This is a genomic window from Solibacillus sp. FSL W7-1464 (assembly GCF_038004425.1).
Lineage (GTDB): Bacteria > Bacillota > Bacilli > Bacillales_A > Planococcaceae > Solibacillus.
The window spans coordinates 174,930-200,160 of the sequence record NZ_JBBORC010000001.1 but is presented as its reverse complement, the minus strand read 5'-3'; the positions used below and the strand labels follow the sequence as shown (position 1 = coordinate 200,160).

21 protein-coding genes and 1 riboswitch are annotated in these 25,231 nt (G+C 38.6%); of the genes, 4 read left to right on the top strand and 17 right to left on the bottom strand.

The genetic code is table 11. From position 1 onward, the window contains the following. The first annotated feature begins 370 nt into the window (after positions 1 to 370). Together MKZ25_RS00975 and MKZ25_RS00970 are read left to right on the top strand one after the other, a co-directional pair. Positions 371 to 1,213 carry an aldo/keto reductase gene (locus tag MKZ25_RS00975; RefSeq protein ID WP_340799742.1) on the top strand — a complete coding sequence of 281 codons (843 nt, stop codon included), beginning with the start codon at positions 371 to 373 and terminating at the stop codon, positions 1,211 to 1,213. Between the two features lie 93 nt (positions 1,214 to 1,306). Then, positions 1,307 to 1,406, top strand: a riboswitch (purine riboswitch). 53 nt (positions 1,407 to 1,459) lie between these two features. Next, entirely contained in the window at positions 1,460 to 2,653 is a 1,194-nt protein-coding gene (locus MKZ25_RS00970) for an MFS transporter (protein ID WP_340799741.1), read from the top strand. A 52-nt stretch (positions 2,654 to 2,705) separates the two neighbouring features. On the opposite strand, the gene MKZ25_RS00965 is transcribed toward MKZ25_RS00970, so the two are convergent. From MKZ25_RS00965 to xylF, 7 genes are all read right to left on the bottom strand, one after another. Next, positions 2,706 to 3,734: an aldose epimerase family protein gene (locus MKZ25_RS00965; RefSeq protein WP_340799740.1), complete on the bottom strand. Its 1,029-nt coding sequence runs from the start codon at positions 3,732 to 3,734 to the stop codon at positions 2,706 to 2,708. Further along, complete coding sequence (locus MKZ25_RS00960) at positions 3,727 to 4,737, bottom strand: Gfo/Idh/MocA family protein (RefSeq protein WP_340799739.1); 1,011 nt, start codon at positions 4,735 to 4,737, stop codon at positions 3,727 to 3,729. The genes MKZ25_RS00965 and MKZ25_RS00960 overlap by 8 nt, the downstream gene beginning before the upstream one ends. A gap of 12 nt (positions 4,738 to 4,749) precedes the next feature. Continuing rightward, positions 4,750 to 6,246, bottom strand: coding sequence for a xylulokinase (xylB, locus tag MKZ25_RS00955; RefSeq protein ID WP_340799738.1), 1,497 nt, complete (start codon positions 6,244 to 6,246; stop codon positions 4,750 to 4,752). Positions 6,247 to 6,332: 86 nt separating this feature from the next. After that, on the bottom strand, positions 6,333 to 7,655 hold the full coding sequence (gene xylA / locus MKZ25_RS00950) for a xylose isomerase (protein WP_340799737.1): 1,323 nt from the start codon (positions 7,653 to 7,655) through the stop codon (positions 6,333 to 6,335). A gap of 16 nt (positions 7,656 to 7,671) precedes the next feature. After that, positions 7,672 to 8,826 carry a sugar ABC transporter permease gene (locus MKZ25_RS00945; protein ID WP_340799736.1) on the bottom strand — a complete coding sequence of 385 codons (1,155 nt, stop codon included), beginning with the start codon at positions 8,824 to 8,826 and terminating at the stop codon, positions 7,672 to 7,674. Next, positions 8,819 to 10,342 (bottom strand): xylose ABC transporter ATP-binding protein, encoded by a 1,524-nt coding sequence (locus tag MKZ25_RS00940; protein WP_340799735.1) that lies wholly within the window; start codon positions 10,340 to 10,342, stop codon positions 8,819 to 8,821. Before MKZ25_RS00940 ends, MKZ25_RS00945 begins: the two co-directional genes overlap by 8 nt. Before the next feature lie 71 nt (positions 10,343 to 10,413). Beyond that, on the bottom strand, positions 10,414 to 11,469 hold the full coding sequence (xylF, locus tag MKZ25_RS00935; protein ID WP_340799734.1) for a D-xylose ABC transporter substrate-binding protein: 1,056 nt from the start codon (positions 11,467 to 11,469) through the stop codon (positions 10,414 to 10,416). A gap of 143 nt (positions 11,470 to 11,612) precedes the next feature. Between xylF and MKZ25_RS00930 the strand changes: the two genes are divergently transcribed. Further along, positions 11,613 to 12,770: an ROK family protein gene (locus MKZ25_RS00930; RefSeq protein WP_340799733.1), complete on the top strand. Its 1,158-nt coding sequence runs from the start codon at positions 11,613 to 11,615 to the stop codon at positions 12,768 to 12,770. A 321-nt stretch (positions 12,771 to 13,091) separates the two neighbouring features. Here the strand turns inward: MKZ25_RS00930 and MKZ25_RS00925 are convergent, their stop codons facing one another. From MKZ25_RS00925 to MKZ25_RS00890, 8 genes are all read right to left on the bottom strand, one after another. Continuing rightward, complete coding sequence (locus tag MKZ25_RS00925; protein ID WP_340799732.1) at positions 13,092 to 13,817, bottom strand: 3-ketoacyl-ACP reductase; 726 nt, start codon at positions 13,815 to 13,817, stop codon at positions 13,092 to 13,094. A 98-nt stretch (positions 13,818 to 13,915) separates the two neighbouring features. Next, complete coding sequence (locus tag MKZ25_RS00920) at positions 13,916 to 14,401, bottom strand: glycosyl-4,4'-diaponeurosporenoate acyltransferase CrtO family protein (RefSeq protein ID WP_340799731.1); 486 nt, start codon at positions 14,399 to 14,401, stop codon at positions 13,916 to 13,918. Positions 14,402 to 14,413: 12 nt separating this feature from the next. Further along, positions 14,414 to 15,532 carry a glycosyltransferase gene (locus MKZ25_RS00915; RefSeq protein WP_340802947.1) on the bottom strand — a complete coding sequence of 373 codons (1,119 nt, stop codon included), beginning with the start codon at positions 15,530 to 15,532 and terminating at the stop codon, positions 14,414 to 14,416. Between the two features lie 38 nt (positions 15,533 to 15,570). Next, positions 15,571 to 17,064: a phytoene desaturase family protein gene (locus tag MKZ25_RS00910; protein WP_340799730.1), complete on the bottom strand. Its 1,494-nt coding sequence runs from the start codon at positions 17,062 to 17,064 to the stop codon at positions 15,571 to 15,573. A 29-nt stretch (positions 17,065 to 17,093) separates the two neighbouring features. After that, complete coding sequence (locus MKZ25_RS00905; RefSeq protein WP_340799729.1) at positions 17,094 to 17,936, bottom strand: phytoene/squalene synthase family protein; 843 nt, start codon at positions 17,934 to 17,936, stop codon at positions 17,094 to 17,096. Between the two features lie 26 nt (positions 17,937 to 17,962). Further along, positions 17,963 to 19,480 (bottom strand): phytoene desaturase family protein, encoded by a 1,518-nt coding sequence (locus MKZ25_RS00900; RefSeq protein ID WP_340799728.1) that lies wholly within the window; start codon positions 19,478 to 19,480, stop codon positions 17,963 to 17,965. Positions 19,481 to 19,933: 453 nt separating this feature from the next. Then, complete coding sequence (locus tag MKZ25_RS00895) at positions 19,934 to 20,608, bottom strand: DUF6897 domain-containing protein (RefSeq protein ID WP_340799727.1); 675 nt, start codon at positions 20,606 to 20,608, stop codon at positions 19,934 to 19,936. A 15-nt stretch (positions 20,609 to 20,623) separates the two neighbouring features. Next, positions 20,624 to 21,529, bottom strand: a complete 906-nt coding sequence (locus tag MKZ25_RS00890) for an ArsB/NhaD family transporter (RefSeq protein ID WP_340802946.1) — start codon at positions 21,527 to 21,529, stop codon at positions 20,624 to 20,626. Between the two features lie 237 nt (positions 21,530 to 21,766). Between MKZ25_RS00890 and MKZ25_RS00885 the strand changes: the two genes are divergently transcribed. After that, positions 21,767 to 22,951 (top strand): CaiB/BaiF CoA transferase family protein, encoded by a 1,185-nt coding sequence (locus tag MKZ25_RS00885; protein WP_340799726.1) that lies wholly within the window; start codon positions 21,767 to 21,769, stop codon positions 22,949 to 22,951. Between the two features lie 46 nt (positions 22,952 to 22,997). Here MKZ25_RS00885 and MKZ25_RS00880 read toward each other — a convergent pair whose 3' ends face one another. Then, positions 22,998 to 24,440 carry a Fe-S-cluster redox enzyme gene (locus MKZ25_RS00880; RefSeq protein ID WP_340799725.1) on the bottom strand — a complete coding sequence of 481 codons (1,443 nt, stop codon included), beginning with the start codon at positions 24,438 to 24,440 and terminating at the stop codon, positions 22,998 to 23,000. A 192-nt stretch (positions 24,441 to 24,632) separates the two neighbouring features. After that, positions 24,633 to 25,151, bottom strand: a complete 519-nt coding sequence (locus MKZ25_RS00875; RefSeq protein WP_340799724.1) for a hypothetical protein — start codon at positions 25,149 to 25,151, stop codon at positions 24,633 to 24,635. Between the last annotated feature and the right edge of the window lie 80 nt (positions 25,152 to 25,231).

Sequence of the window (25,231 nt, the reverse complement as noted above, 5' to 3'; positions counted from 1 at the left end):
TGCAAAATTGATTGGAATGTAGGGCGAGTGTTCGTGCTGACGGTTTCACCTTTCGCACTGTTAAAACACTAGCTGACGACTACGCCTTTCGCTACAAGCAAAGCTTCCTGCGGGAATAGCGTGACGCCTGAGACGTTCGTGTAAGGCCACGCCCGCGGAAAGCGTCCCGGAATGGAAATCAATTTTAACGCTCAGCAAAAAATGCTATTTTTCTCTCAGAGGAAAAATAGCATTTTTGGGTTATGTCCCGGCCTCTTTTCTGCGGGTAGAAGACTGCTCAAATACTAGGTGTGATATAAATTTTATGGTATATTATTGAAGCTACACAATTCAGTATCATTTCGGTTATTTTTTAGATGGAGGTTTTACGATGCTTAAAAATTTACAAGATACAACAACATTAAATAACGGTGTTCAAATGCCTTGGCTAGGCCTCGGTACATATTTGGTAGAGGAAGGTCCTGATCTGTTAAATGCAGTGAAATTTGCAATTAAACACGGTTACCGCAGTATCGATACAGCTGCCGTTTATCAAAATGAAGAGGGCGTCGGCGAAGCAATCCGTGAAGCAATGAAAGAAACAGGGATTTCAAGAGAAGAATTATTCATCACTTCTAAAGTATGGAATACAGATTTAGGCTATGAAGAAACACTTGCTGCCTATGAAACAAGCTTAAAGAAATTAGGTCTTGAATATTTGGACTTATACCTTATCCACTGGGCGGTTGTAGATAAATACAAAGATGCATGGCGCGCGATGGAAACACTTTATAAAGAAGGTAAAGTAAAAGCAATCGGCGTTTGTAATTTCCAGGTTCATCATTTGGAAGACTTATTGAAAGATGCGGAAATCAAACCGGTAATCAACCAAGTGGAATACCACCCACGCTTAGCTCAATCGGAAGTAAAAGCATTCTGTGAAAACAACGACATTCAGTTCGAAGCATGGTCTCCTTTAATGCAGGCCAAATTATTGGACAACCCTCTTTTAAACGAATTGGCTGCTAAATATAATAAAACAGTTTCTCAAGTCATTTTAAGATGGGATCTTCAGAACGGTGTTGTAACGATTCCAAAATCAACGAAAGAACATCGCATTGTAGAAAATGCCGATATTTTCGATTTTGAACTGACTACTGAAGATATGGAACTGATTAATGGTCTTAACCAAGATTTGCGTATCGGTCCTGATCCTGACAACTTCAACTTTTAATTAAAAGCTGCCCTATTGAGAGGGCAGCTTTTTTTACCGAATAACATATACTTGAAATTTTTTTCGAAAACAAGTAAACTATCAAAGTGCTCATTCATCCAAGTTAATAGTAACTGTATAACCTCAAGAATATGGCTTGAGGGTCTCTACCAGGAACCATAAAATCCTGATTACAGAAAATGATCTTTTTTCATTTTTTGTAATCAGGATTTTTTTATTTTTTAAAGAAAGGAAGTAAGACAAAATATGAATTTCAAAGTTTTAATACTCGCATTATCAACGGTTGCTGTCGGGTTGGTAGAATTGATTGTTGGAGGCATTCTCCCAGTCATTGCAACTGATATGGATATTTCAATAAGTACTGCCGGACAGCTGATTACCGTATTTGCACTTATTTATGCAATCGCCGGTCCTGTGTTATTAGTTTTAACTAGTAAAGTTGAACGAAAAAAGTTGTATCTTATTTCGTTGCTTATTTTCTTCATCAGTAATATCATGATGTATTTCAGTGTGACATTCACATTTATGATGGTTGCCCGCATTTTAAGTGCGATGAGTACATCACTGATTACCGTGCTTTCTTTAATCATCGCTGCAAAAGTTGTTTCACCGGCGCATCGTGCGAAGGCACTTGGTTTCATTTATATGGGAATTAGTTCTTCGCTTGTATTAGGTGTACCACTTGGCATTTTAATTTCCGATTATTTCGGATGGCGTGTAATTTTCCTAGGGATTGCAGTTTTATCGGTCGGTTCATTTATCCTCATTTCAATCTTCTTAGAGAAGGTTCCTGGGGAAATGTCAGTTCCACTTTCGCAACAATTAAAGGCGGTTGCAAGTTCCAAAATCGGAAGTGCGCATCTAGCAACAATGTTTATGCTGGCAGGACACTATACGATGTACGCGTACTTCACGCCATTTCTGGAAACAGAACTAAGTCTGAATTCCAGCTGGATCAGTGTTTGCTACCTATTATTCGGGATTGCTGCAGTAAGTGGGGGCGCATTTGGCGGAACGCTTTCGGATAAAATCGGCGCATCAAAAAGTATTATTTTCGTCATTGTTTCATTCGCAGTCGTACTATTCATCCTGCCATTCACAACCTTCTCTCTTATCATCTTCATACCAATTATGATGATTTGGGGAGCGCTAAGCTGGAGTTTATCACCACCACAGCAAAGCTACTTAATTCAGACAGATCCTGCTACATCCGATATCCAGCAAAGCTTTAATAATTCGGCTTTACAGATTGGGATTTCGATGGGATCAGCGTTTGGCGGAATCGTAATAACTCAAACAGACACACTTTCACATGCAGCTTGGTATGGTGGCGCACTTGTACTTGTTGCATTAGCATGTGCAGTCTTTTCTTTAACGAGAAAAACAAATGGTAGAGAAGAAAAAATTTCTACTTCGACTGCCCATCATTCGAATATATAAAGTAAAAAGCACCATTCGTTTTATAATCGAATGGTGCTTCTTCTATAGCTTTTTATAGTTTTGTAAATCTGTAGATTGTTTCGCGCTGATAAGGAACTCCTTTTTTTATAATAGAACTTGGTAAATGTTTATATTTTATGCTATTTGGTACATTTTGTACTTCTAAACAAATACCTAAAAAATCTTGTGCGGGCGCTTCCTTAAAGGAGTAGCCAGTGCCAATTTTACTGCCCGTATAAACAACTAAAGCTTGTTCATCCGTTATGATTGTAAGTTTGCGGCCACTTTCTTCCTCCAATAATTCGATTTCATTTTTCTTTAATAAAAACGGATGATCTATACCTCCGCTCGCCAACTTAACTTGCGTAGAGTTACTCTCAATGACTTCCTTTAAATATTTCTCTTCATTAAAGTCAAATATTGTTCCAACTACGTTTTCTATATTGCCTAGCGGTACCCCATTCTCGTCAATATAAAGCATTTCTCTACTGGCAAATTTTAGTGCATGCCCTTCAATTGTACGCTTTAAATTTCCGCTTAAATTGAAATAGCTATGATTTGTACAGTTTAAAATCGTATCTGCATCGCTTATACCCTCATACGAAATAATTAGCTCGTTACCGGCTGTTAATGTATAGGTAATAGACATATTTAACTTTCCAGGAAAATCAACGGATTCGAAATTAAGAAAGTATTTTACAAATTGGCCACGTGAGGAAACCCCTGTTTCAAATTGCCACAGCTGATTGTGAAAGCCATCATTTCCGCCGTGCAGTAAATGATGTCCCTCATTGGCCCTCGCTCGAAAAGAAACTCCATTGATTTCTAAAATAGCATCTTCAAGACGCCCTGCAAAAGGTCCAATCGCCGCACCAAAAAACTGCGGATATTGTTTATATTTTTCTGCCGTATCAAATGAACAAACCACATTCTCAACTATTCCATTAGCATCGGGGGTAGCGATTGCTGTAATCGTACACCCTAATGTACAACTGCTTACATACATCCCGTTTGCATTCGTTAAGATAACTGCATAAACGGGTTGCTTGTTTACTTGGCCAAAAGGTCTTATTTCAATCATTGCAAAGGTAATCTGCTAATTCGATTTGTTGATTTGTGGTTACCGATTGCTGAATTGCATGCAGAATTCTTACATTTTGCCTTGAATAATTATGCTGTAGTGCAAGATCTCTCTTTGTACGTACAGCATCGGAAAAGTATTCTACCTCTAGCTTGTATATGTCTCCGCCGATTTGTTCAATGCGTTCTGTCGTTAATGTATTAATAGTTATTTGTCCATTACCGCTCAAACGATCTGGCCTAAATGCATTCTTTACTTTAATTGTTCCCTTCGTTCCAACTATTTCATATTCATTACGTTCCGTCATATCAAAACTACAGTCGATCATGCCGTGGATTTCATTTTCCATCTCGACTATTCCAAATGCAGAAACATCAACAGTTGTTTCCGAATCCACAATCTTTTTAAATGAAATTGATTTAACTTCTTTCTCCAAAATGAGTTGCATTGCATGAACCGAGTAACAGCCCACATCCCAAATGGCACCCCCACCCTTTTGTGCGTCCATGCGGATATTGCCTTGACGGTTTTCAAAATAAAACGAGTGACTTGATTTATAAAGTTTTACCTCCCCAATTTCACCGGAACCAATAATTTCTTTCACACGTATATGCTGTGGATGAAATTGGTACATAAACGCTTCCATAAATTGTACATTCTCTTCATTACAAACTGTAATCATCTCTTCTAAATCTGCTTCGTTTAACGCAGCTGGTTTTTCACATAAAATGTGCTTTCCTGCCTTTGCTGCTTTAATGACCCACTCTTTATGTAAATCATTTGGGAGCGGAATATAAATCACTTCTACCTCATGATCATTTAATAATTCATCGTAGCTCTCGTAAGCTTTTTTAATTTCCAGGTTTTCAGCGATCGCATGTATCTTTGGACCACGGCTGGCAATCGCAATGATCTCCGCATTTTCAGCGCGTTTTAAAGCCGGAATTAATTGCGTTTGTGCAATATCAGCCGTACTTAATACGCCCCATTTTACTGTGTTCATTATGAATTCCTCCTAACGGAAAGTTTTTAATTGCTCATTTAATGTTTTTGTCTGGGGATAGATTTGCTGATACACCTTATATAGCTGATTGTATATTTCAGCATTTACAGGATTCGGTTCAAATTTCCCATCTACTTGCACACAAGCCTGAACAGCTTCTTCGAAATCTGCGTAGATGTTCGCCCCAACCCCTGCAATCATACACGCACCGATACTTGGCCCTTGCTCATTTTTCAGTTTATATACTGTAACATTGAAAATATCGGCCTGCATTTGTAGCCAGACTGGATTTTTTGCACCACCGCCAATGGAAATCATTTCTGAAATGTCTTTACCTCTGGCACGGAAAATCTCTAAAGAATCTCGCAGTGAAAAAATGATTCCCTCCATCACAGCCCTCGCAAAATGCAGCTTTGTATGTGCCGCATCAATGCCAATATAGCTTCCACGAATCATAGAATCTGCATAAGGTGTGCGTTCACCTACTATATATGGTGTAAATAATAACCCTTTACTTCCGGGAGCAATTGTATCAACCCCCGCAAATAATTCATCATAAGACTGCCCTTCCGCAAATTTCTCTTTAAACCAGCTAAGGGAATGCCCGGCCGACAATGTAACTCCCATTGTGTAGTAAGCATCTTTTACGACATGATTAAAGTAATGTACCTTTCCTTCAAAGTCCTTTGAATTGGATTCCTCATATGATAATAGAACACCTGATGTACCAATACTGACCATTGTTTTACCATCGCCTGCAACACCAGAACCAATTGCCCCACATGCATTATCCGCACCACCAGCATAGATTTTAGTTGAAGTTGTTAATCCTGTGCTTTTAGCGAACTCCTCTGTTAGTTGACCTACCTCTGTTGTTGATGAAACAAGTGGCGGACAGATTGCTAAATCAATCCCGAGCACTGCAGCTATTTCCTGGCTCCACTCGCTCTTTTCTATATCCAGTAATAATGTGCCTGCCGCATCGGAATAATCCATATGCAAATTTCCGGTCATGACAAAACGTACATAATCCTTTGGTAAAAGAAAAGTTTTTACCGCTTTAAAAATTTCCGGTTCATATTTCTTCACCCACAAAATTTTTGGTAGCGTAAAACCTTCAAGAGCATTATTTTTAGTGATTCTAAGCAGATTCTCCTGCCCGACCTGTTCAACAATTTGCTTACATTGCTCTGTCGTCCGCGTATCATTCCACAAGATTGCAGGCCGTAAAACATCATTATTTTCATCAAGCAACACCAATCCATGCATTTGACCAGAATAACTAATCCCCACAATAGTAGAAACATCTCCCGTAAACCGTTTAACGATTTCCTGAATCGCCGCTTTAGTTCCAGTCACCCAATCATTTGGATTTTGCTCTGAATAACTTGGCTTTTCATGAACAAGCGGATAGCTTCTTGATGCTTCATCGACAATGGTTCCTTGTTCATTCATTAACAGTGCTTTTACTGCGCTTGTTCCTAGGTCAACCCCGATTACGTACTTCATTTTTCTGCCTCCACCCTTATACTGCATAAAAGGCTAGATCAAAAGTTAAAATCTTTTGCTCTAGCCTCAAAAAGTATTTTTATCAATTATTCAGCTATAGCATTTAAAATGTACTGATTTATAATCATTTTCAATTTTTCCGTGCGACCAGAGCTGTTTTTTATTTCCCCGAGCTCTAAAGCATATTCTTCCAATTCCTTGAATCCGACAGTCCCATCAACAATTTGTTTGCCGATTCCTTCATTAAAGCTGCCATAGCGATTGTCTACGAAGTTTTCCAACACACCATCTTCCAATAGCTTATGCGCAACCTTCAACCCGACTGCAAATGAGTCCATTCCCGCAATATGTGCATAAAACAAATCATCCTGCTCAAATGATCCACGGCGGACTTTTGCATCAAAGTTCAAACCGCCTTTCCCGAGGCCGCCATTTTTCAAAATTTCATACATTGCTAACGTGTTTGTATAAAGGTCTGTAGGGAATTCATCCGTATCCCATCCAAGTAATGTATCGCCCTGGTTGGCATCCACTGAGCCCAGCATGCCGTTAATACGAGCTGTATGTAGTTCATGCTCGAATGTATGTCCCGCTAATGTTGCATGGTTTGCTTCTATATTGAATTTGAATTTATCCTCTAATCCGTACGTACGCAAGAAACCAATACCTGTTGCTACATCGAAGTCATATTGGTGTTTTGTCGGCTCTTTTGGCTTTGGCTCAATCAGGAATTGACCTTCATAGCCAATTTCTTTCGCATAATCCACCGCCATATTCAGGAATTTACCAAGATTATCCTGCTCCAACTTCATATTTGTATTAAGCAGTGTTTCATAACCTTCACGACCACCCCAGAATACATAGTTTTCAGCACCTAAGCGCTTTGCTACTTCCAAGCCTTTTTTTACTTTCGCAGCCGAATAGGCAAATACATCTGCATTTGGTGAAGTCGCAGCACCGTGAACAAAGCGTGGATTTGAAAACATATTGGCTGTATTCCAAAGGAGCTTTGTTTTAGATGTAGCCATGTATTTTTCCATCATGTCTATTATTTCATCCAGATTTTTATGTGATTCCGCCAATGATTGGCCTTCTGGTGCAACGTCTACGTCATGGAAGCAGAAGAATGGCACATTCAACTTTTCATAGAATTCAAATGAAGCTTCTAAACGTGCCTTTGCCAGGTCCATGCCGGAAAATTTATCCCAAGTACGCTCCATATTTCCCGCACCAAACGGATCTCCGCCATCATACGTAAAGGTATGCCAATAGGCTACGCCAAAACGTAAAATTTCCTCCATCGTTTTCCCGCCTACAACTTCCTCTGGATTGTAGTATTTAAAAGCTAAGTCGTTTGTTGATTTTGGTCCTTCATAGTTGATTGCTGAAATATTGCTGAAATATGCCATATAATATTCCTCCGATTTATTTATTTTTTGAAATGATGTCGACCCATACCGCCAAAATTAATATCAGCCCTTTTACGATATACTGCCAATATGCGCCGATATTCATCATCGACATTCCGTTATCAATACTTGCCATAATCAGTGCACCTATAATTGCTCCAAAAATCTTCCCTTTACCACCCATTAGAGATGTACCGCCAATTACACAGGCTGCGATGGCATCAAGTTCATAACTGTTACCGGCAGATACTGTTGCCGCATTTAAACGTGCGGTTAATAACACACCCGCTACTCCCGCTAAAGCCCCCATGCTGATGAATACATATAGCGTATTTCGTTTAATATTTATCCCCGATAATGCTGCTGCTTCCGGGTTGCCGCCAATGGCATAAATCCGACGTCCAAATGCCGTTTTCGTTGTAATGAACATGAAAACAAGCGCTATTACCGCTACAATTAAAAACGGGATAGGAATACCTAAATAACGATTCAGCATATACGTAATGACCACTAAAACAACAGAATAAACTGTCACTTTTCCATAATCGATTACTGAAGGCAATAATAATAAGCCCATTTCCTTACGCTTTCTACGACCATTTACCGTGAATGCGATCATTAAAATAACGGCTATAGCAGCTACAATATAACCTGGTATAAACGGTAAGTAACTGTTGCCGATTTGTTTAAAACTTGGATTTAATGATGAAATCGTTTGACCATCCGATAAACCAATTAAAACCCCTCGGAATATTAACATCCCGCCAAGCGTCACAATAAATGCTGGTACTGCTCGGTATGCAACCCACCATCCTTGCCATAATCCAATTAAACCGCCAATTATAATGGCTGCGAGGACAACAACTGGTGTACTCCATCCTTGCCAAACTTGCAGCATTGCGGCAATTCCACCTGTAACCCCTACTATTGAACCTACCGATAAATCGATATGTCCCGCCACAATAACCAATGTCATCCCTACCGCAAGTACAGCTATGATTGACATTTGGGTAAATAGATTGGAAATATTACGAGAAGATAAGAATTCTCCTCCAGTAAAGAATGTGAAAATAATAGCAATACAAATTAAAGCAATAATTAAGGTATAGGATTGTAAATCGAATTTGAAGGATAATTTACTTTCTTTTTTGATCGTCTGTTCATTAATCACGTTTTTCCCCTCCAGTTGCACACATCATTACTTTTTCCTGAGTTGCTTCTTCTCTTGTAAATTCACCCGTAATTTCTCCTTCACACATAACAAGAATGCGATCTGACATTCCTAAAACTTCGGGCAGCTCAGATGAAATTAGAACAATCCCTACACCTTGTTGAACAAGCTCATTCATAATTTTATAAATTTCATATTTGGCACCAACATCAATTCCTCTAGTAGGCTCATCCAAGATTAATAGTTTTGGATTATTCATAATCCACTTACTCAAAACAACCTTTTGCTGGTTTCCACCACTTAGCTTACCTACCTCGATGTCAAGATTAGGTGCTTTTAATTTCATCTTAGTTGTAATCTCTTCTGCCGCTCTTACTTCAAGTGCCTGGCTAATCACATTTAGTTTCATTACCTTGTTTAATGCAATTAGTGTCGTATTTTTTGCGATATCCATTCCTAGCACTAGACCGTATCGCTTACGATCTTCCGATACATAAGCAAATCCCTCTTTAATGGCATCTGCTGGTGATTTAATTGTTACGGTTTTATTATTTAGTTTGACCGTACCTTCTTTTTTTCCGGGCATCCCGCCAAACAGACTAATAAATAGCTCTGAGCGACCCGCTCCCATCAAGCCGGAAAAGCCTACAATTTCACCCTTTTTAACACTGAAATTGATATTAGATACCACTTTTTTTCCTGATTTATTGTATGAAGTGTAATTTTCTACATGTAATACATTTTCATCGCTAATTTCGTGTACCTCATAAGGGAATAACTCCGTGAGTTCACGACCAACCATCATTGTAATGATCTTTTCCTCAGTTAGATATTCGATGGAGTTCGTTGAAATTGTCTGACCATCACGTAAAATTGTTACAGAATCTGCAAGCTCCATAACTTCTCCTAATTTGTGCGAAATGTATATGCATGTTACACCTTGTTTTCGAAGTTCATTTAACAGCTTAATTAAAACAGCTACATCACTTTCTGTAAGAGCAGCTGTTGGCTCATCTAAAATTAAAATATCCGTTTCCTTCGTTAAAGCTTTTGCAATTTCAAGAAGTTGCTGCTTTCCTACAGTTAATTCGGATACCTTCATTTGCGGGTCCAGATCTAACCCAACCTTTTCAAGTGCTACCATCGACTTTTTATAAATCTCATTCCAATTAATAACGGGCGAGCGCATTAAATCATGTCCTAAAAATAAGTTTTCAGCAATCGTCATTTCACCAACCAACGCAAGTTCCTGGTAAATAATTGCCACTCCTGCATCCTGGGACTCTTTAATGTTTTTGAAACTTGCTTCTTTGCCTTTGATTAAAATTTTCCCACTGTATGTGCCAGCCGGATAAACGCCGCTTAATACTTTCATCAATGTCGATTTCCCTGCACCATTTTCACCACATAAGGCATGTATTTCACCTTTCCGTACTGAAAAAGTAACATTGTCCAGTGCCTTAACACTTGGAAACTCTTTTGTTATTCCTTTCATTTCTAAAACATATTCAGTCATGTTTCCACCACCATTCTTGATATCCTCTTTTAAAAGAAAGGAGAGGAATTCTCCCCTCCTTTAGCCACTATTTACGGACGGTCGCTTTCTGGTACATTTTTATATACATCATCATAGCTATGGAAGTTATCTTCAATAATCGTTGTCATAAGTTCATCTTTACCTACTGAAATCGGATCTAGCTTAATGAACGGAACATCCATTTGGCCATTGTTTACAGAATCGGAAGTTGAAATTTCTTCACCTTTTGCTAATTGAACAGCTACTTCCGCGCTCTTTTCGGCAATTGCTTTAATCGGCTTATAAACAGTCATTGTCTGTAAGCCCTCCGCAATACGCTGAACACCGGCAAGGTCAGCATCTTGCCCGGAAATTAACACTTTACCAGCTAATCCTTGAGCATCTAGTGCCTGGATTGCACCACCAGCCGTATTATCGTTTGAAGCTACGACAACATCAATATCGTTTTTGTTTGCTGTTAAAGCATTTTCCATAATTTTTAATGCTTCATTTGCATCCCAATCTTTCGCCCACTGATCACCGACAATCGTAATATCACCTTTATCAACTAATGGCTGAATAATATTCATTTGCCCTTCACGGAACATTTTTGCATTGTTATCCGTTGGAGATCCACCCATTAAGAAATAGTTTCCATCAGGTTTTAAATTCACCAAATACTCCGCCTGCATTTCACCCACGCGTACGTTATCAAACGAAACGTATGCACTGATATCTGTTCCGTTAATTAACCGGTCATATGCCAATACCGGCACACCTTCTGCATTTGCCTGATCTACAACAGTAGATAAAGAGTCTGAATTAATCGCTATAATAACTAATGCATCTAAATCTTGAGAAAGCATATTTTGAATTTGCGATAATTGCTTTGCTTCATCACCATTTGCAGACTGTACGACTACTTCAGCTCCCAACTCTTCAGCTTTTGCTACGAAGAAATCCCGATCATGTTGCCAACGTTCCAGTGTTAAATCTGATACTGATAAACCAATTTTCAAATTTTCCCCTGTTGCATTACTTGAATTGCCCGAATCTTGACCGCACGCAACCAATAACATGGACATTACTACTAGCATCACATAAAGAAAGCCCTTACATTTACGCATGACGTACACCCCTCTAATATTTGTAATATTCTTAATTTAAAATAGAATAACATGTTAAAATTTGTTTGTCTATTGGATGAACAAAGTTTTTTTGTTATACTTTAATTAAATTTTGATCGTTTTGTATTGGAGGGATTGTTACTTTGTCTTGGAATCAACAAATAGGGAAAAAATTTAATAAGCAACAAATTTTAAATTATATTTTCTCTAAAAGGATTGTTTCTAGAGGAGAGATCATTGAAGAAATCGGATTAAAAAAAGCAACTGTTGCAAATCTGGTAACAGAACTAATAGAGAATCAATTAATCGTAGAAGATGGCAAAGATTTTTCAACTGGAGGGAGAAGGTCCCAATTATTAAGGTTTAATGAAACTGCGGGTTTTGCACTTGGCATTGATATTGGCGTTAATTATTTATACGGAGCAGTCTTTAATCTAAAAGGGGAAATTGTTTTCGACCATTTCCAACTCGTATCATCAGTTCAACTTGAAGCATATTTAAGAAGTATTTTGGATTTAATAAAGTTACTCATGGAAAATGTACCCCCCAGCCCATTCTCGATCGTCGGATTAGGGGTTGCTGTTCCTGGTTCTGTCAATAAAGACGGTGTCATTATTATTGCACCTAATTTACGTTGGGAAAATTTTGATATTAGCGGCTATTTACGTGATCGCTTCGACTTCCCCATCTATATCTCAAATGAGGCAAATGCCGGTGCCTATGCAGAGTATATTTTTGAAAATAATAAAGAAACTTCAAATCTATTATATTTAAGTATAGGCATCGGACTAGGTGTCGGGATTATTATTGATCATAATATTTATCTAGGTGTTAACGGCTTTTCGGGCGAAAGCGGACATGCCATCATACATATGAATGGGCGTAAATGCACATGCGGCCGTAATGGATGTTGGGAAGCATACGCCTCAGAATATGCCCTTATCCATGATGCGACTTATATGCTAAAAGAAAGAGAATTATCATTAGAGCAGATCATTGCTTTAGCCGAAGAGGGTCATGAAGATGTTATACAATTATTTAAGGAAACCGGGTACTATATCGGACTCGGTATCACCAATTTAATTCAAACATTTAACCCGGAAAAGATTATTATTGGTAACCGCATAATAAAAGCGCAGAAGTTTATTGAGCAATCTATATTAGATACAATCCACTCGAATACGATGCATTTTCAGCGAGATAACTATTCTGTACAATTTTCAACGTTAAAGGATCGTGCTATTGCTCTAGGTGCCGCCTCCTTTATCATTGATCAATTTATTCAGCTTCCATTTGATTAATCTCTGCTTTCTAATTGAGTGTAGATGACAAACATATACTTTTATAGTCAAAAATGTATATTTTGTTATGATAAGCAAACCTATAACACGCTCGAATAAAAGACATTTAAAGTCATGGAGCGTTTAGGGATGACCCATGAAGGAACGATGCGAAAAAATCACATGATTAAAGGTACTCTCGTAGATAGTGTTTATTACTCTATTTTGAAAGAGGAGTTCCAGCAGGCTTAATAGTATAATCTTGTTCATTAAAAATAAAGCCCTTCATTCTGTTTTCAGAGTGAAGGGCTTTTCAAATTCAATCAGTTCTTACATTGTTAATTAGAACGGATTTGTATTCATTAATGTTGCGTTTTTAATATACATGCGATTGTTCAGCTTCAATTGCGCGATAATATAGTCTGCAATATCTTCAGGGTGCATATACTGATCTCTTTTTTCGTCCGGAACTAAGTTCAGTGCATCCGCCAAATCTGTTGCAATCGTACTTGGCGCTAGTGCTGTTACGCGAATATTATTGCGGCGTACTTCTGCTGCAAGCGACTCTGTTATACCGATGACACCGAATTTTGAAGCACTGTATGCACTTGATGTTGCCGCACCATTTAAACCGTTTGTTGATGAAATATTAATAACATCCCCGGCATTTTTTTCGATTAATTGCGGTACAATTGTGTGTGATACATAAAATGTACCCATTACATTGATATCGACAATTTCTTTAAAGTCTGCCGGGTCCATATCCACGAGCTTTTCAAATTTCCCCACGCCCGCATTGTTAACTAAAATATCCGTTAACCCCAACTCTTCTTTTAAATGGGCAGCAGCCTTCTGTACTTGTTCTAAATTCGAAACATCCGCCACTGCATAGGCAGCTTTGACACCATGGCTTTCGATTTCTTTCGCCACGTGCTGTAGTGCTTCTTCTGAACGTGCAATAATCCCGACGTTCACACCCTCTTTTGCTAATGCTACCGCTACCGCTTTACCGATTCCGCGTGCAGCACCTGTTACAACCGCTACTTTACCTTGTAATGACTGACCCAATTTCATCGTCTCCTTTATACGTTATTCCGATATAATTTTATCACAGCAAGCTTCTTTACGTCTTATTTTGCGTTCGGATAGTGTATAGTTTTATTTCTCTAATTACCACGATTAGATAAATCCAAAATATTCTCAATTCGTCCTCTGTTATAACGTTGCGTTAAAATAAATGGTAGATTGGCGAGAAGTGCATAGACAATATTAATGCAGCCTGCCCAAACCGGATTCCACAGAAAAAATAGAGGCGCCGGCAAAATGAGCAGCCAATGCGTCATCTCTGCTCTTTTTGTTTCAGCTGCAAAGATGAGTAAATCTTCCCGCTTCGTACCGTGTAGATGGCTTTTATTGTAACTTTTCTTTGCAATCGCCGACCCATCAATTAAGTGCTTTTTCCATTTCTTCACTAAAAATAACCGGTTCCAGATCTCCCCATGCTCCTCCCACTTTGCGATACGGAAAAATGCAAGATCCTTCAGAAAAAAGCGTAAAGGAATTTTGAAACAGAGCGCTGAAATCGAAAAATGAAGAACGAGCCATGCTACGATGTTTACTACGAGAAGCCAAATTGCATTAATAACTGTCATACCTCCCTCCTATTACACTTTGATTTTTCTCCCTCTCCACATTACCGAATGCAAAACATGCGTACGGTATAATGAATACAAAAATACAGCTGTAAAAAATAAAACAAAAAAAGGATAGATCAAAAAAACAACGAAGTGGAAATTCCCGGCTCTTCTCGCAAGAAAATACAAATGCCCACCGTATATTAAATAGATGACAATACTGCTGAAGAACGCTACAGGAAAATCCGTTAAAAAGGTAAGGAAGGGCGCCAATGCTGCCATAATGACACCAAAAATCCAAAGCTGAATGAGCAGCATGACAAATTTATGAGTGGATTGCGAAGCTGTTGCCAGATTTTTTGTCCAGCCTTCCATTAATTGCTTCGTACCCTCTTCATACATTCGCATATTAATAACCCCTTTTCCGGCATAATTGGTCACCGGTAAGTCTTTCGCTATAAAAACATCACTCAGCGCAAAGTCATCCATAATCGATTCTTCCGCAGCTTCATGCCCTCCCGATGTAATATAGCTCTCCTTATCACAAAGAATACATGGTCCAAAAGATCCTGCCGTTGCAAACTTTTCTTTCAAGACAGTAAATACATTCATTCCTGTCAGCACAATAATATTAAATATTACCGATAAATTTTCATATCGTTTTACAATCAAGTGATATGGCTGAATGGATAATATTCCTTTTCCTTCTTGCCTGCCAAAACTGTTTACAATACGCTCAAGGCTATCCTCGGCGGCAAGTTGAACATCTGCATCCAAAAACAGCAGCCATTCTCCTTTTGCAGATTGTGCCCCATACGCACAGGCATTGGATTTACCCGGGCTCATCTCGCCAACCTGTTTACATTTTAATAACTTCGCGCCATATGACAATGCAATTTCAGCGGTATGATCTGAGGAACCATCATCGACTACAATTATTTCGAAACGCTTCCAACTTTGCGCCTGAAGCGACTTAAGCAATGGCGGCAAACGAAGCGCTTCATTTCTTGCTGGTATGATAATCGACAATGCAGGTAATGGCTGGTTCCCCTCTTTTACCGGCGGTTTTCTTGTAGACCAGAACATCAGCACACCACATAATAAACCGAGTAAGGATAGTGTTTGCACAACCAAATACAAAGTTTCCATCAACCATATTCCTTCCATTTATCTTATAGCTAGCACTATTACTTCTTCCGATCTCTTTCAATCAGTTTCTTCGCCACCTGCTGCCCGCTGAGCGTCACCATTGGCATACCTCCACCCGGATTAACAGTTCCCCCGACGAAATATAAATTGTCATAGCGTTCACTTTGCTTCGGATGTTTAAATCCTTTATTCATTTCCCTGTCGGATACAGTACCGTAAATGGCTCCCCGGTCTGAAGAATATGTTCGTTCAATATCATGCGGCGTCCACATATCTTTCGTGACAATGCTTTCTCTAAGATTGTCCAACCCCATATTTTCCAGCTTAATTAATACCCTTTCCGCAAACTCGGTATATTGCTGCCGAGTTAGAGGCTTATCTTGAAGGTGAGGAATATGCGGAAGGATTTTAAGGTTCTCATGACCCGGTAGTGCTTGTTTTGGATCGGTTTTATTCACATTTACTAAATAAATGACCGGATCATCCGGAAGTTCATGCTTCTCAAAGATCAGATTCATTTGCCGTTTCATATTTTTGGAGAAAAAGAAATTATGATGGGCCAGTTGAGGGTAACAGTTTTTAACTCCTAAATGTAAAACAAGACCCGAGCTTGCAGGTTCGAATTTTTCATCTAATTTATCGGTATAGCTTTCTTTTTCTTCGGTTAGCTGTTTATATGCCGGGATGACTTCCATATTGGAAACAAAATAATCGGCAGTCAGTTTCGTGCCATCATCCGTATAGGCTGCCGTAATAACTCGTTTGTTTTTATCCAGTTTCACGATCTTTTTCCCAAGATGGAATGTCACACCGATTTCTTCAGCTAACTTCACTAAAGCATTTGCTAAATTGTGCATTCCGCCAGGCACATACCAGATTCCCTGGGCGTGCTGCATGTAAATCATCATATTAAGAACTGCCGGCGCATGATAGGCGGAAGATCCGACATATTTTACAATATAACTCAGCATATCCCGAAATTGCGGGTTCTTGATTCTTTTATCAATCGCGTCAAACATTGTCGACGATAAATCAAAATTCCGCAATGATTGAATAATACCGTGATGTTGGAGAACTTCCTTCAGATTGTCTAACCCCTGATCAAAGTACCCTTGCTCCGTGATTTCGTATAACCCCTTGGAATATTCCAGTAATTTACTGTATTGTTTAATATCTTTTTTCGTCAGCGACGGATTCAAATTTTCCATATCTTGCAGATCCTCATATAAATCTAGTGTATTGCCGTCCGGGAAAAATGAGCGCCATTGATGGCTCAATCGCTGAATCTTTACATAATCACTCATTTGTTTTCCGCTTTGCTGAAATAAAGTTTCGAATATATGAGGCATCGTCAGAATCGATGGTCCTAAATCAAAACCGAAACCATCCTGCTCTAAACGGTTCAGCTTTCCGCCGAAATGATTGTTCTTTTCATATACAGCTACATCGTACCCTTTTTGCCGAAGCGAAATTGCTGCAGATAAACCGCCAAGCCCTCCGCCTATTACAATCACTTTTTTCTTACCGGACATATTGTCTCCCCCTTTTGTTTATCTTTTATTTACACTCTAATCTGCTCCAGCCGTTCCAGGGCAACAAAGTTTCTTTTCGTTAAGCAGTCGTATTGATTTTCCCGGACCACATTTAAAATTTCCCGGTAGACAGTTGCCGCCGTCATAAGCGGTGCTTTACTATCGTTATCAAACTTCAAAAGATGATCTGAAAATTCATCATATAAAGTTTCGGCTCGTACCGCCAAATGTTCCCAAAGAATGATAAACGATTCATCAATCAACTGTTGTTCCAGCTTTTCTTCGCCATACCCGAAACGTAATTGCTCCATTTCCGGAAGATAAATACGGTTCTTTTCATAAAAATCTTCGCCTATATCTCGTAAAATATTCGTAATCTGCATTGCAATACCGAGATCAGCCGCTGTCTTTTTGAGATATTGGTGATTTTTTGTTGCAATAATCGGAAGAAGCATCAACCCGACCGAGCCGGCTACATAATAGCTGTACTCTTCTAATTTTTGGAGTGTTTTCGGCGAAGAAAAATGGATATCCATCTCTTGTCCTGTCAATTGATCGTAAAAAGGCTGTATATCCATATCAAATGTATTGAATACATGGCGCAGCGCTCTCCATAATGGATGATCCGGTTCTTCATGACGGCTGAAAAGATCGAGTTCATGGCGTAATTGATTTAACGCCGCGCTCTTGACTGCCGGAATCGGGTTTTCGTCCACACTATCGTCGGCTATTCTACAAAAAGCATAAATTGCATAGACAGCATATCTTTTTTCAGCCGGAAGTCCGGAAAATGCAAAATAAAAACTTTTGGAATGCTTTTTAATTATGTTTTCACAATATAGTAAATCCGCATTCAATTGGTGCTGTATCATATCGATCTCCCCTTCTGTAAAATAGTTTAGTAGTCAAACTGAATCCCTTGATCATCTGATATAAGTTCCTGGGCAGCTATTTTCGCAGAAAGGAGAACGATTGGCACACCCGCACCAGGATGCGTACTGCTGCCTGTAAAGTACAGGTTCTCACAATGGGTCGCTTTGCTTTGCGGGCGCATATGATTGCTCTGGCTTAATGTTGGCTGCAATCCGAATGTTGCGCCATTGTATGCATTAAACCGCTGTTTGAAATCCATTGGTGTTGTGTACGATTCCGAAACAATTTCTTCTTCCAGATTTTCAAACCCTTTTATTTTTTTCATTTCACGAATCAAGTAATCACGGTAATATTGAATCGTTTCATCATTCCATTCATACTTCGCTGTTGAAAGTTCGGATACCGGCAGCAATACATAAATGGCTTCCTTCCCTTCCGGTGCCATCGACGGATCGGCTTTTGATGGAATATGAATGTAAAATGCGCCATCCTGAAGCTTTTCTCCTGAAAAAATATCATTTATATTTTTCTTCATCTCACTTTTGAATACAAAATTATGAACACCTTCTACTTGTTCATATTTACGGTTCGTTCCTAAATAAAGAAGGAAGCAGGAGCAGGAATATTTCATCGCATCAATTTTTTCATCGGTATATTTGCCCTTTGCCTTTTTATCTTGAACGAGCTCTTTCATTGCATATGGAAAATCAGCGTTGCACATAACGTAATCCGCTTCTTCCTTTCTGCCATTTACATAAATCCCATCGGCACGGCCGGACTCGATGGAAATTCTCTCGACGTTGGCATTGTAGTGGATCTTACCACCAAGTTCATAAAACAGTTTTTCCATTGATGTCGCCATTGTGTGCATCCCCCCTTTGATAAACCAAACCCCGTATAAAAATTCAATCATAGGAATAATCGAGTACAGTGAAGGCCCGTTATATGGGGAAATGCCTATGTACAATGTTTGAAAACTAAGCATATTTTTAATTCGTTCATCTTTAATATATTTGCCAATGAAATGGTCGGCGCTGTCGAAGGTTTTTAATTTGAAAGTTTGCTTGATCATAAATGGATTGTAGAAGTCTGTGAATTTGCGGAAAGGCCGTTGGATAAAGTGATTCTTTGCGATGATAAAACGTTTATATATTTCCTGTAAGTAATCCAGAAAACCTTGCGCATCATCAGGGTTTATACTTTCCAGTGTTTTCATCATTTCTGTTAAGTCGGACGAGCCTTTATACGGGCGGTCCATCTCATCTTTAAAATAAACTTGAAACATCGGATCGAGCTTCTCCATTGGTATATAGTCATCAGGGTCCCTTCCGCACAATTCGAAAATCTCCCTGTAAAGTTCAGGCATCATCACGATCGTTGGTCCCAGATCAAACTTAAAACCATCCTTTTCAATACGATGCATTTTTCCTCCCGGCATTGCTTCCTTTTCAAACAGTTCCACTTCGTAACCCGCTTGCTGTAGGCGTATTGCACTTGCCATCCCTGCTACACCAGCTCCTATTACAATGACTTTTTTTTTCATATTTGCGCTCCCCTATCAATTATTAAAATGACATTTGTTTTCCTCATATATGTAGACTGGTAGCTTTCCGTTGAACGTTATACATTAAAATCGATAATGTATAACCTTTACTCATAGTATATTTTCAATTTTTTTACTTTTCCTTTAAAACGTTTACCCTTTAATATTTGCTTTCAATCCTAATTATTAAGTGAATTTCCCATTTTTTTGCTCAAGTTTCATTTTCTAATCATTATACAATTTCTAATAAAATTCATTAAATTTGTATAATGTTCAGAAGGGAGTCCAGTAATACCACCACAAAAAAGACACTAATTCAAATTGAATTGTGTCTCCGTTACTTTTAGCTCTGTTATTTAAACATCGCTGCTTATATTCCACCGGATTTCTATATAAGCTTCTGCACATGTTAAAATGGATAGGCATTACATAACGCCACTATTACAGCGTTGCCTATACGCATTGTATCGTTTGAATATGTTCAATATTCACAAATGTCCGTTTCTCTTTCGCCGTTTTCAGCTCGAGCATCTTGCCATTTATACTCTTTACTTTCCCAATATGATGAGTTTTTTCACCCATATTTAACACAATAAGCTTATTCAATAATACCTCCAGCTGCTGTTCGAAATTCGCTTTAAATCCCTCTTCTGTTTGCTTCCAGTTAAATTCCCTTTCGGACAAACCATACGGCAGCTCATCAGGCGTATAAGGAATAAGCCATTTTATATGTTTTTTCGGAATATAGATTTTTTTATGAACAGGTGAATAGAACACTAGATAATCTTCCATTACTTCTAAAACCTTGCCATATACGTACTTTTTATTGATAACGCATAGTTCCTGGTAAATCCCCTTTGCCTCTTTCAGGATACTCTCGAACGATAGATTCTTTTTATTATCATCCAAAGGAATAACCGGGGAATTGGTCGGCCCTGCAAATTCAGTATCTGGTGTATCGGCTACAATATATTCAATATGGCTGACGGGGATATAAATAAAATTTTCGCCGTTAAATAATACAATAATGTCGCTTCCGCTATCGAAAATAATCCCTTTGAAAAGCTGATCTCCTAATAAACTGACTGTGACATATTCTTTCTGATCTCCTTGCCATATGTGATACAAATTGCTTCCTCCTATCTACTGAACAAACAACATAATCCATAAATACAAACTAAATAAACTGACAAATAATCCAATTGGAATGACAAGGAACGTTACTTTCAAATATTTCCTCCAGGTCATTTTCACACCATACTTTTTAAGTTCGAACATCCAAATTAATGTGGCAAGTGTACCGATTGGTGTTAAAAGTGCCCCTATATCGCTACCGATTACACTGGCAAGATATGCAATCTGTACAATTAGTGGTTCCATTCCCATATCGACAATTGCCATTGTACTGAACATGACAGCCGGCAAATTATTTACTAAATTTGAAAGTACAGTTGTAAGCATTCCCATAATAATCGTGGCCTGCAGCGCGTCCTGGGCTATAATTTCTCTTAACGTAGAGACAATGAAATCATTTAAACCGACATTTTTCAGCCCATAAACAAGGACATACATATTAAAGGCAAATAAAAATATTTGCCATGGTGTATTTCTTATTACGTCTTTAATTCCAATGCGGATACGAATCCATCGATAAATAATGAGGATGGCAGCACCGAATAATCCGATAAATTCAAGCGAGATACCAAAAGGGGTGAGGGCAAAAAACGCAATTCGAGTTGTGATAATAATGAGTAAGCATACTTTGAACATCTTCCAGTCGATATCTTCCGGATTGCCTGCCGGATCAAGAGGATGTGTATATAATTGAGTAGAATGGAGGTGTGCACGTTTAAAGGGTATCATGGTAGAAACTTTCGGTATATCTTTTTTGAAATATAAAAAAAGCAGCCACGCGATAACAAAAATACCAATCATCGATGGGATAAACATCATGAGTACATAATCATTTAAAGTGAGTCCAACAATTTTCAGTGCAATTAAGTTTGAAATATTACTAACTGCAATGGGGGCACTGGCAGCTGTAGCAATAAGAGCACCTATTAACTTGTTTTGTTAATATTTTCTATATTCCTGCACATTTTGCTTATTTTCGCACTATAATTTTCAGAGTATTTAAAATATAATAGATAATAGAAGAATTAGAAAATAAGGGGACTCTTTTTCTTATATTTATATTTTATTGGAAGTGTTGGTGTGTTTTGCTCATTCGAAGCACATTCAATATTTTTTACAAAAACAACTGTTCAACACATAAGGGGGATGGGTATGACTATTTTAAATGGCTTAAAAGTTTTGGATTTTAGTTCACTATTGCCAGGACCACTTGCGTCGATGATGTTTGCGGATCTTGGGGCAGATGTGATTCATGTGGAGTCGGAGCGCCGCGTTGATTTAATGCGGATTATGCCACCATATGACGAGGACAAGGAATCCTACTTCCACCAGCATTTAAATCGCTCAAAAAAATCTTTGCAGCTCAATTTAAAGTCTGCGGAGAGCATAGAAATTATAAAGAAACTTATTCAAGATTACGACATTGTCATAGAAGGGTTCCGTCCTGGTGTGATGAAGCGCCTTGGAATTGACTATGAAACATTACGTGAATACAACCCGCGTCTCATTTACTGTGCAATTACAGGCTATGGGCAAACGGGGCCATATGCAACGCGGCCAGGACATGATAATAATTATTTATCGATTGGCGGTGTGCTCAATCATTCCCGTTTGAAGGACAAAAAGCCTGTTGCGATGGGCATTCAAATCGCGGATATTGCCGGCGGGACAATGCATGCTGCGGTCGGAATTTTAGCTGCCGCTCTTCACCGTGAAAAAACAGGTGAAGGAAAATTTATCGATGTTTCGATGACCGATGCGATGTTTTCGATGAATGCTTTATATGGCACGCAATATCTTGGAAGTGGCCGTTCGCCACAGCCAGAAGAGGAAATTCTAAATGGCGGGACATTTTATGATTACTACCGTACGAAAGACGGACGATACTTTTCAGTCGGCAGCCTGGAGCCTCAGTTCCGCAAATTATTATGTGAAGCGCTTGGCATCCCGGAACTGATCGACAGTACATTTAATGACTCCTACTATACACAGCAACGCTTTAAAGAAGCAGTTACCGATGCGTTTTGTTCGAAAACCTTTGACCAATGGCTTGAAATTTTCAATGAAGATTTCCACGGCTGTGTTGAGCCTGTTCTTACATTTGAAGAGGCTTGCGAACACCCGCAAATTAGAGCACGGAATATGCTTGTAGATGTTCAGAAATCAGATGGGTCCTCGCAGCGCCAAATCGGAACTGCTTTGAAAATAAGCGGGGTTGAACCAACTTACAAACATGTCGGGGCAAAAATAGGTGAACATACCGAGGAAATTCTAACTGCTTATGGCTATAGTAAAGAAGAAATCGAGCAACTAACAAACGCAGGTGTATTACGGTAATACAAAAAGGTGAGGCAAGCATCGGCATTGCTTCACCTTTTTATTTTTAACACTGAACGACACGGCGCTCAATAAACTGGCGCAAATATTGGAAATGATGCGGTATGAGCAAATATTTCTTATAGACTGCTAATAGTTTCTCTACTAAAATATCTTCTTCAGCCCAAAAAAGTATTTTCAACAAATTGCAAATATGCTGTGATGTCATTTCAGAAATATTATAATAGGCACTGTCTTTTTTTAAAGCGTGCTGTTGCCAAATAATGATCGATTCCCGGATATTTTGCGGAGAACCATCAACGGACAAAGCAATATCACGTTGAACAGTCGCTTCAATCAGATGCAGCATTGTTTCCTTTTCTTCGGCATGCAACAGCTGAAAAATGGTTGTACATGATGCAAGCTCATAATTTTTTAACAGCTCCATTCCAAGCTCAAACTGCTCCTCTTTTACAACACTATTAACCAGTTCATAAAAGACATGCTCCAAATAATTCTTCCGGTAATCTTTCACAAGTGTATCGGGCTGCGGATTCATACTGCTCAATACATCCGCGTATTCAACGACAAGTTCAATCGCATGATTATTAATGCGCTCTTCCTCAATTAAATACATTCCTTGCAGTAAAATACTCCGATAATTTCTTTTATAAACCGCCTCCTGGAACAACATATAGCCAAGCAGTGTTTGCTCTTTCGTATTCAAAGCAAATTTTCCGGTTGACCAATTTTCCAGTAATGCCTGAACGCATTTTCGAAGTTTCAGCATATGGCGTCTCCCGCTTGTAAAATGTGTGCGGACATTTAAGAGATGCAGTTGCTTAACTTCATCCGACTTTGGATTTTCAAAATCAATCTTCTGTACGAGCTTATGGATAATTGTCGCAATCCGATTCGCTGTCAATTGCCCGGCAAGCAAAGCTTTAAAATCTTTCATTAATTCAACAGGTCTCATAATCATCATTAAAGGGACCTGTAAAAACAGTGAATAAATCTTTTTTGCCCCAATCATTTTCCAGTACTTCTCATTTTCCCGATAAATCGGCAGTACAAGAAAATGATTGTTCACTTTGTAAATATAAATATCCTCAAGTTCTGTTTGTACATGCGGTAAAGGAACAGGCTTTGAATAAATAAATTCTATCAGCTGCTCAAACGTCACTTTCCCCTGTGTATGTAAAAATGAAAATAATGCTTTACTGTTTTGCTGTGCGGCAAAAAACTGCTCCACTTTTTCATTCACTGTATTCATTTCATGAATTAAATTATTAAAAGTTAAATTCAAATTACCCCAGTAATTTTTGATTAACTGAAAGCAAAACTTCTCTGCACGCTCCTGCTCCAATAAAAATTTATCGCTTTGTATAGGTGCGCCCCAAATTGCAGTTTGTTTTACAAATTGAATATTTGCTTCCAAAGCTTGCTCCAACTTTTCCCCTGCTTGTCCTTTCGTCCGTTGAAAGAGCTGCTCATCAAATGATAGCAACAACAAAGATCCCTCCATTTATTCCACCTTATTTCTATACAAAAATATACCAAAAAATAAATGTGTATGTAACGTTTTTAAACTCTTCTTCAAGCTGCTTCCATAAAAAAAGCATATCGTTTCATTTGTACCAACTCGTATGAAATATTGCTTAAAACATACAAACTGATAACTAGAAATCGATATGCCACTCTACTAGTCTTTATGCATAATAGAGGTCATGATTATTTTTGATGGATTGGCTTGCACTGGTTTACTTTTCGTTGCACGGTCATAAAAAACGAACAGCATCTTTCCTTCCAAATCTTTCTGATCTATACGTTTTCCAGCCAAATCCACTATTTCCGTCTTTTCATTGACATGGAGTTTAAGCTTCAGCTGGTCACAGTAAAGCACCCGGTCAAATGCACCGACACATACCTCCCCCTCTTTATCAAACTGATCAAAAATGATCAAGAGTGGTGTCGTATGTGGCGGGGAAACCATCGGCAGCGGATTTCTGGAATCAATAAAGGCAATAATTTTTGCCTTTACCGGAATGGCAGACGCCCCGATTTGGTGCCCGTCCTTTGTCATTAAAGGTGTTTTTGATGTAATTTGAAATATGACTTTCTTATTGCCGTCTTTTTCACTAATTGCTTCAATAATACCAATACCGGACTGAACGCTAATCGAGATGACAAGAGCTTCTATCTTCTTGATCAATGGCTGCATCGCTTCATCCCCTCTACTTTTCTAGTAATTTCCTATTTCCCGAAAAATAAAGAACAAAAACTTATCTAATTAACTATGAT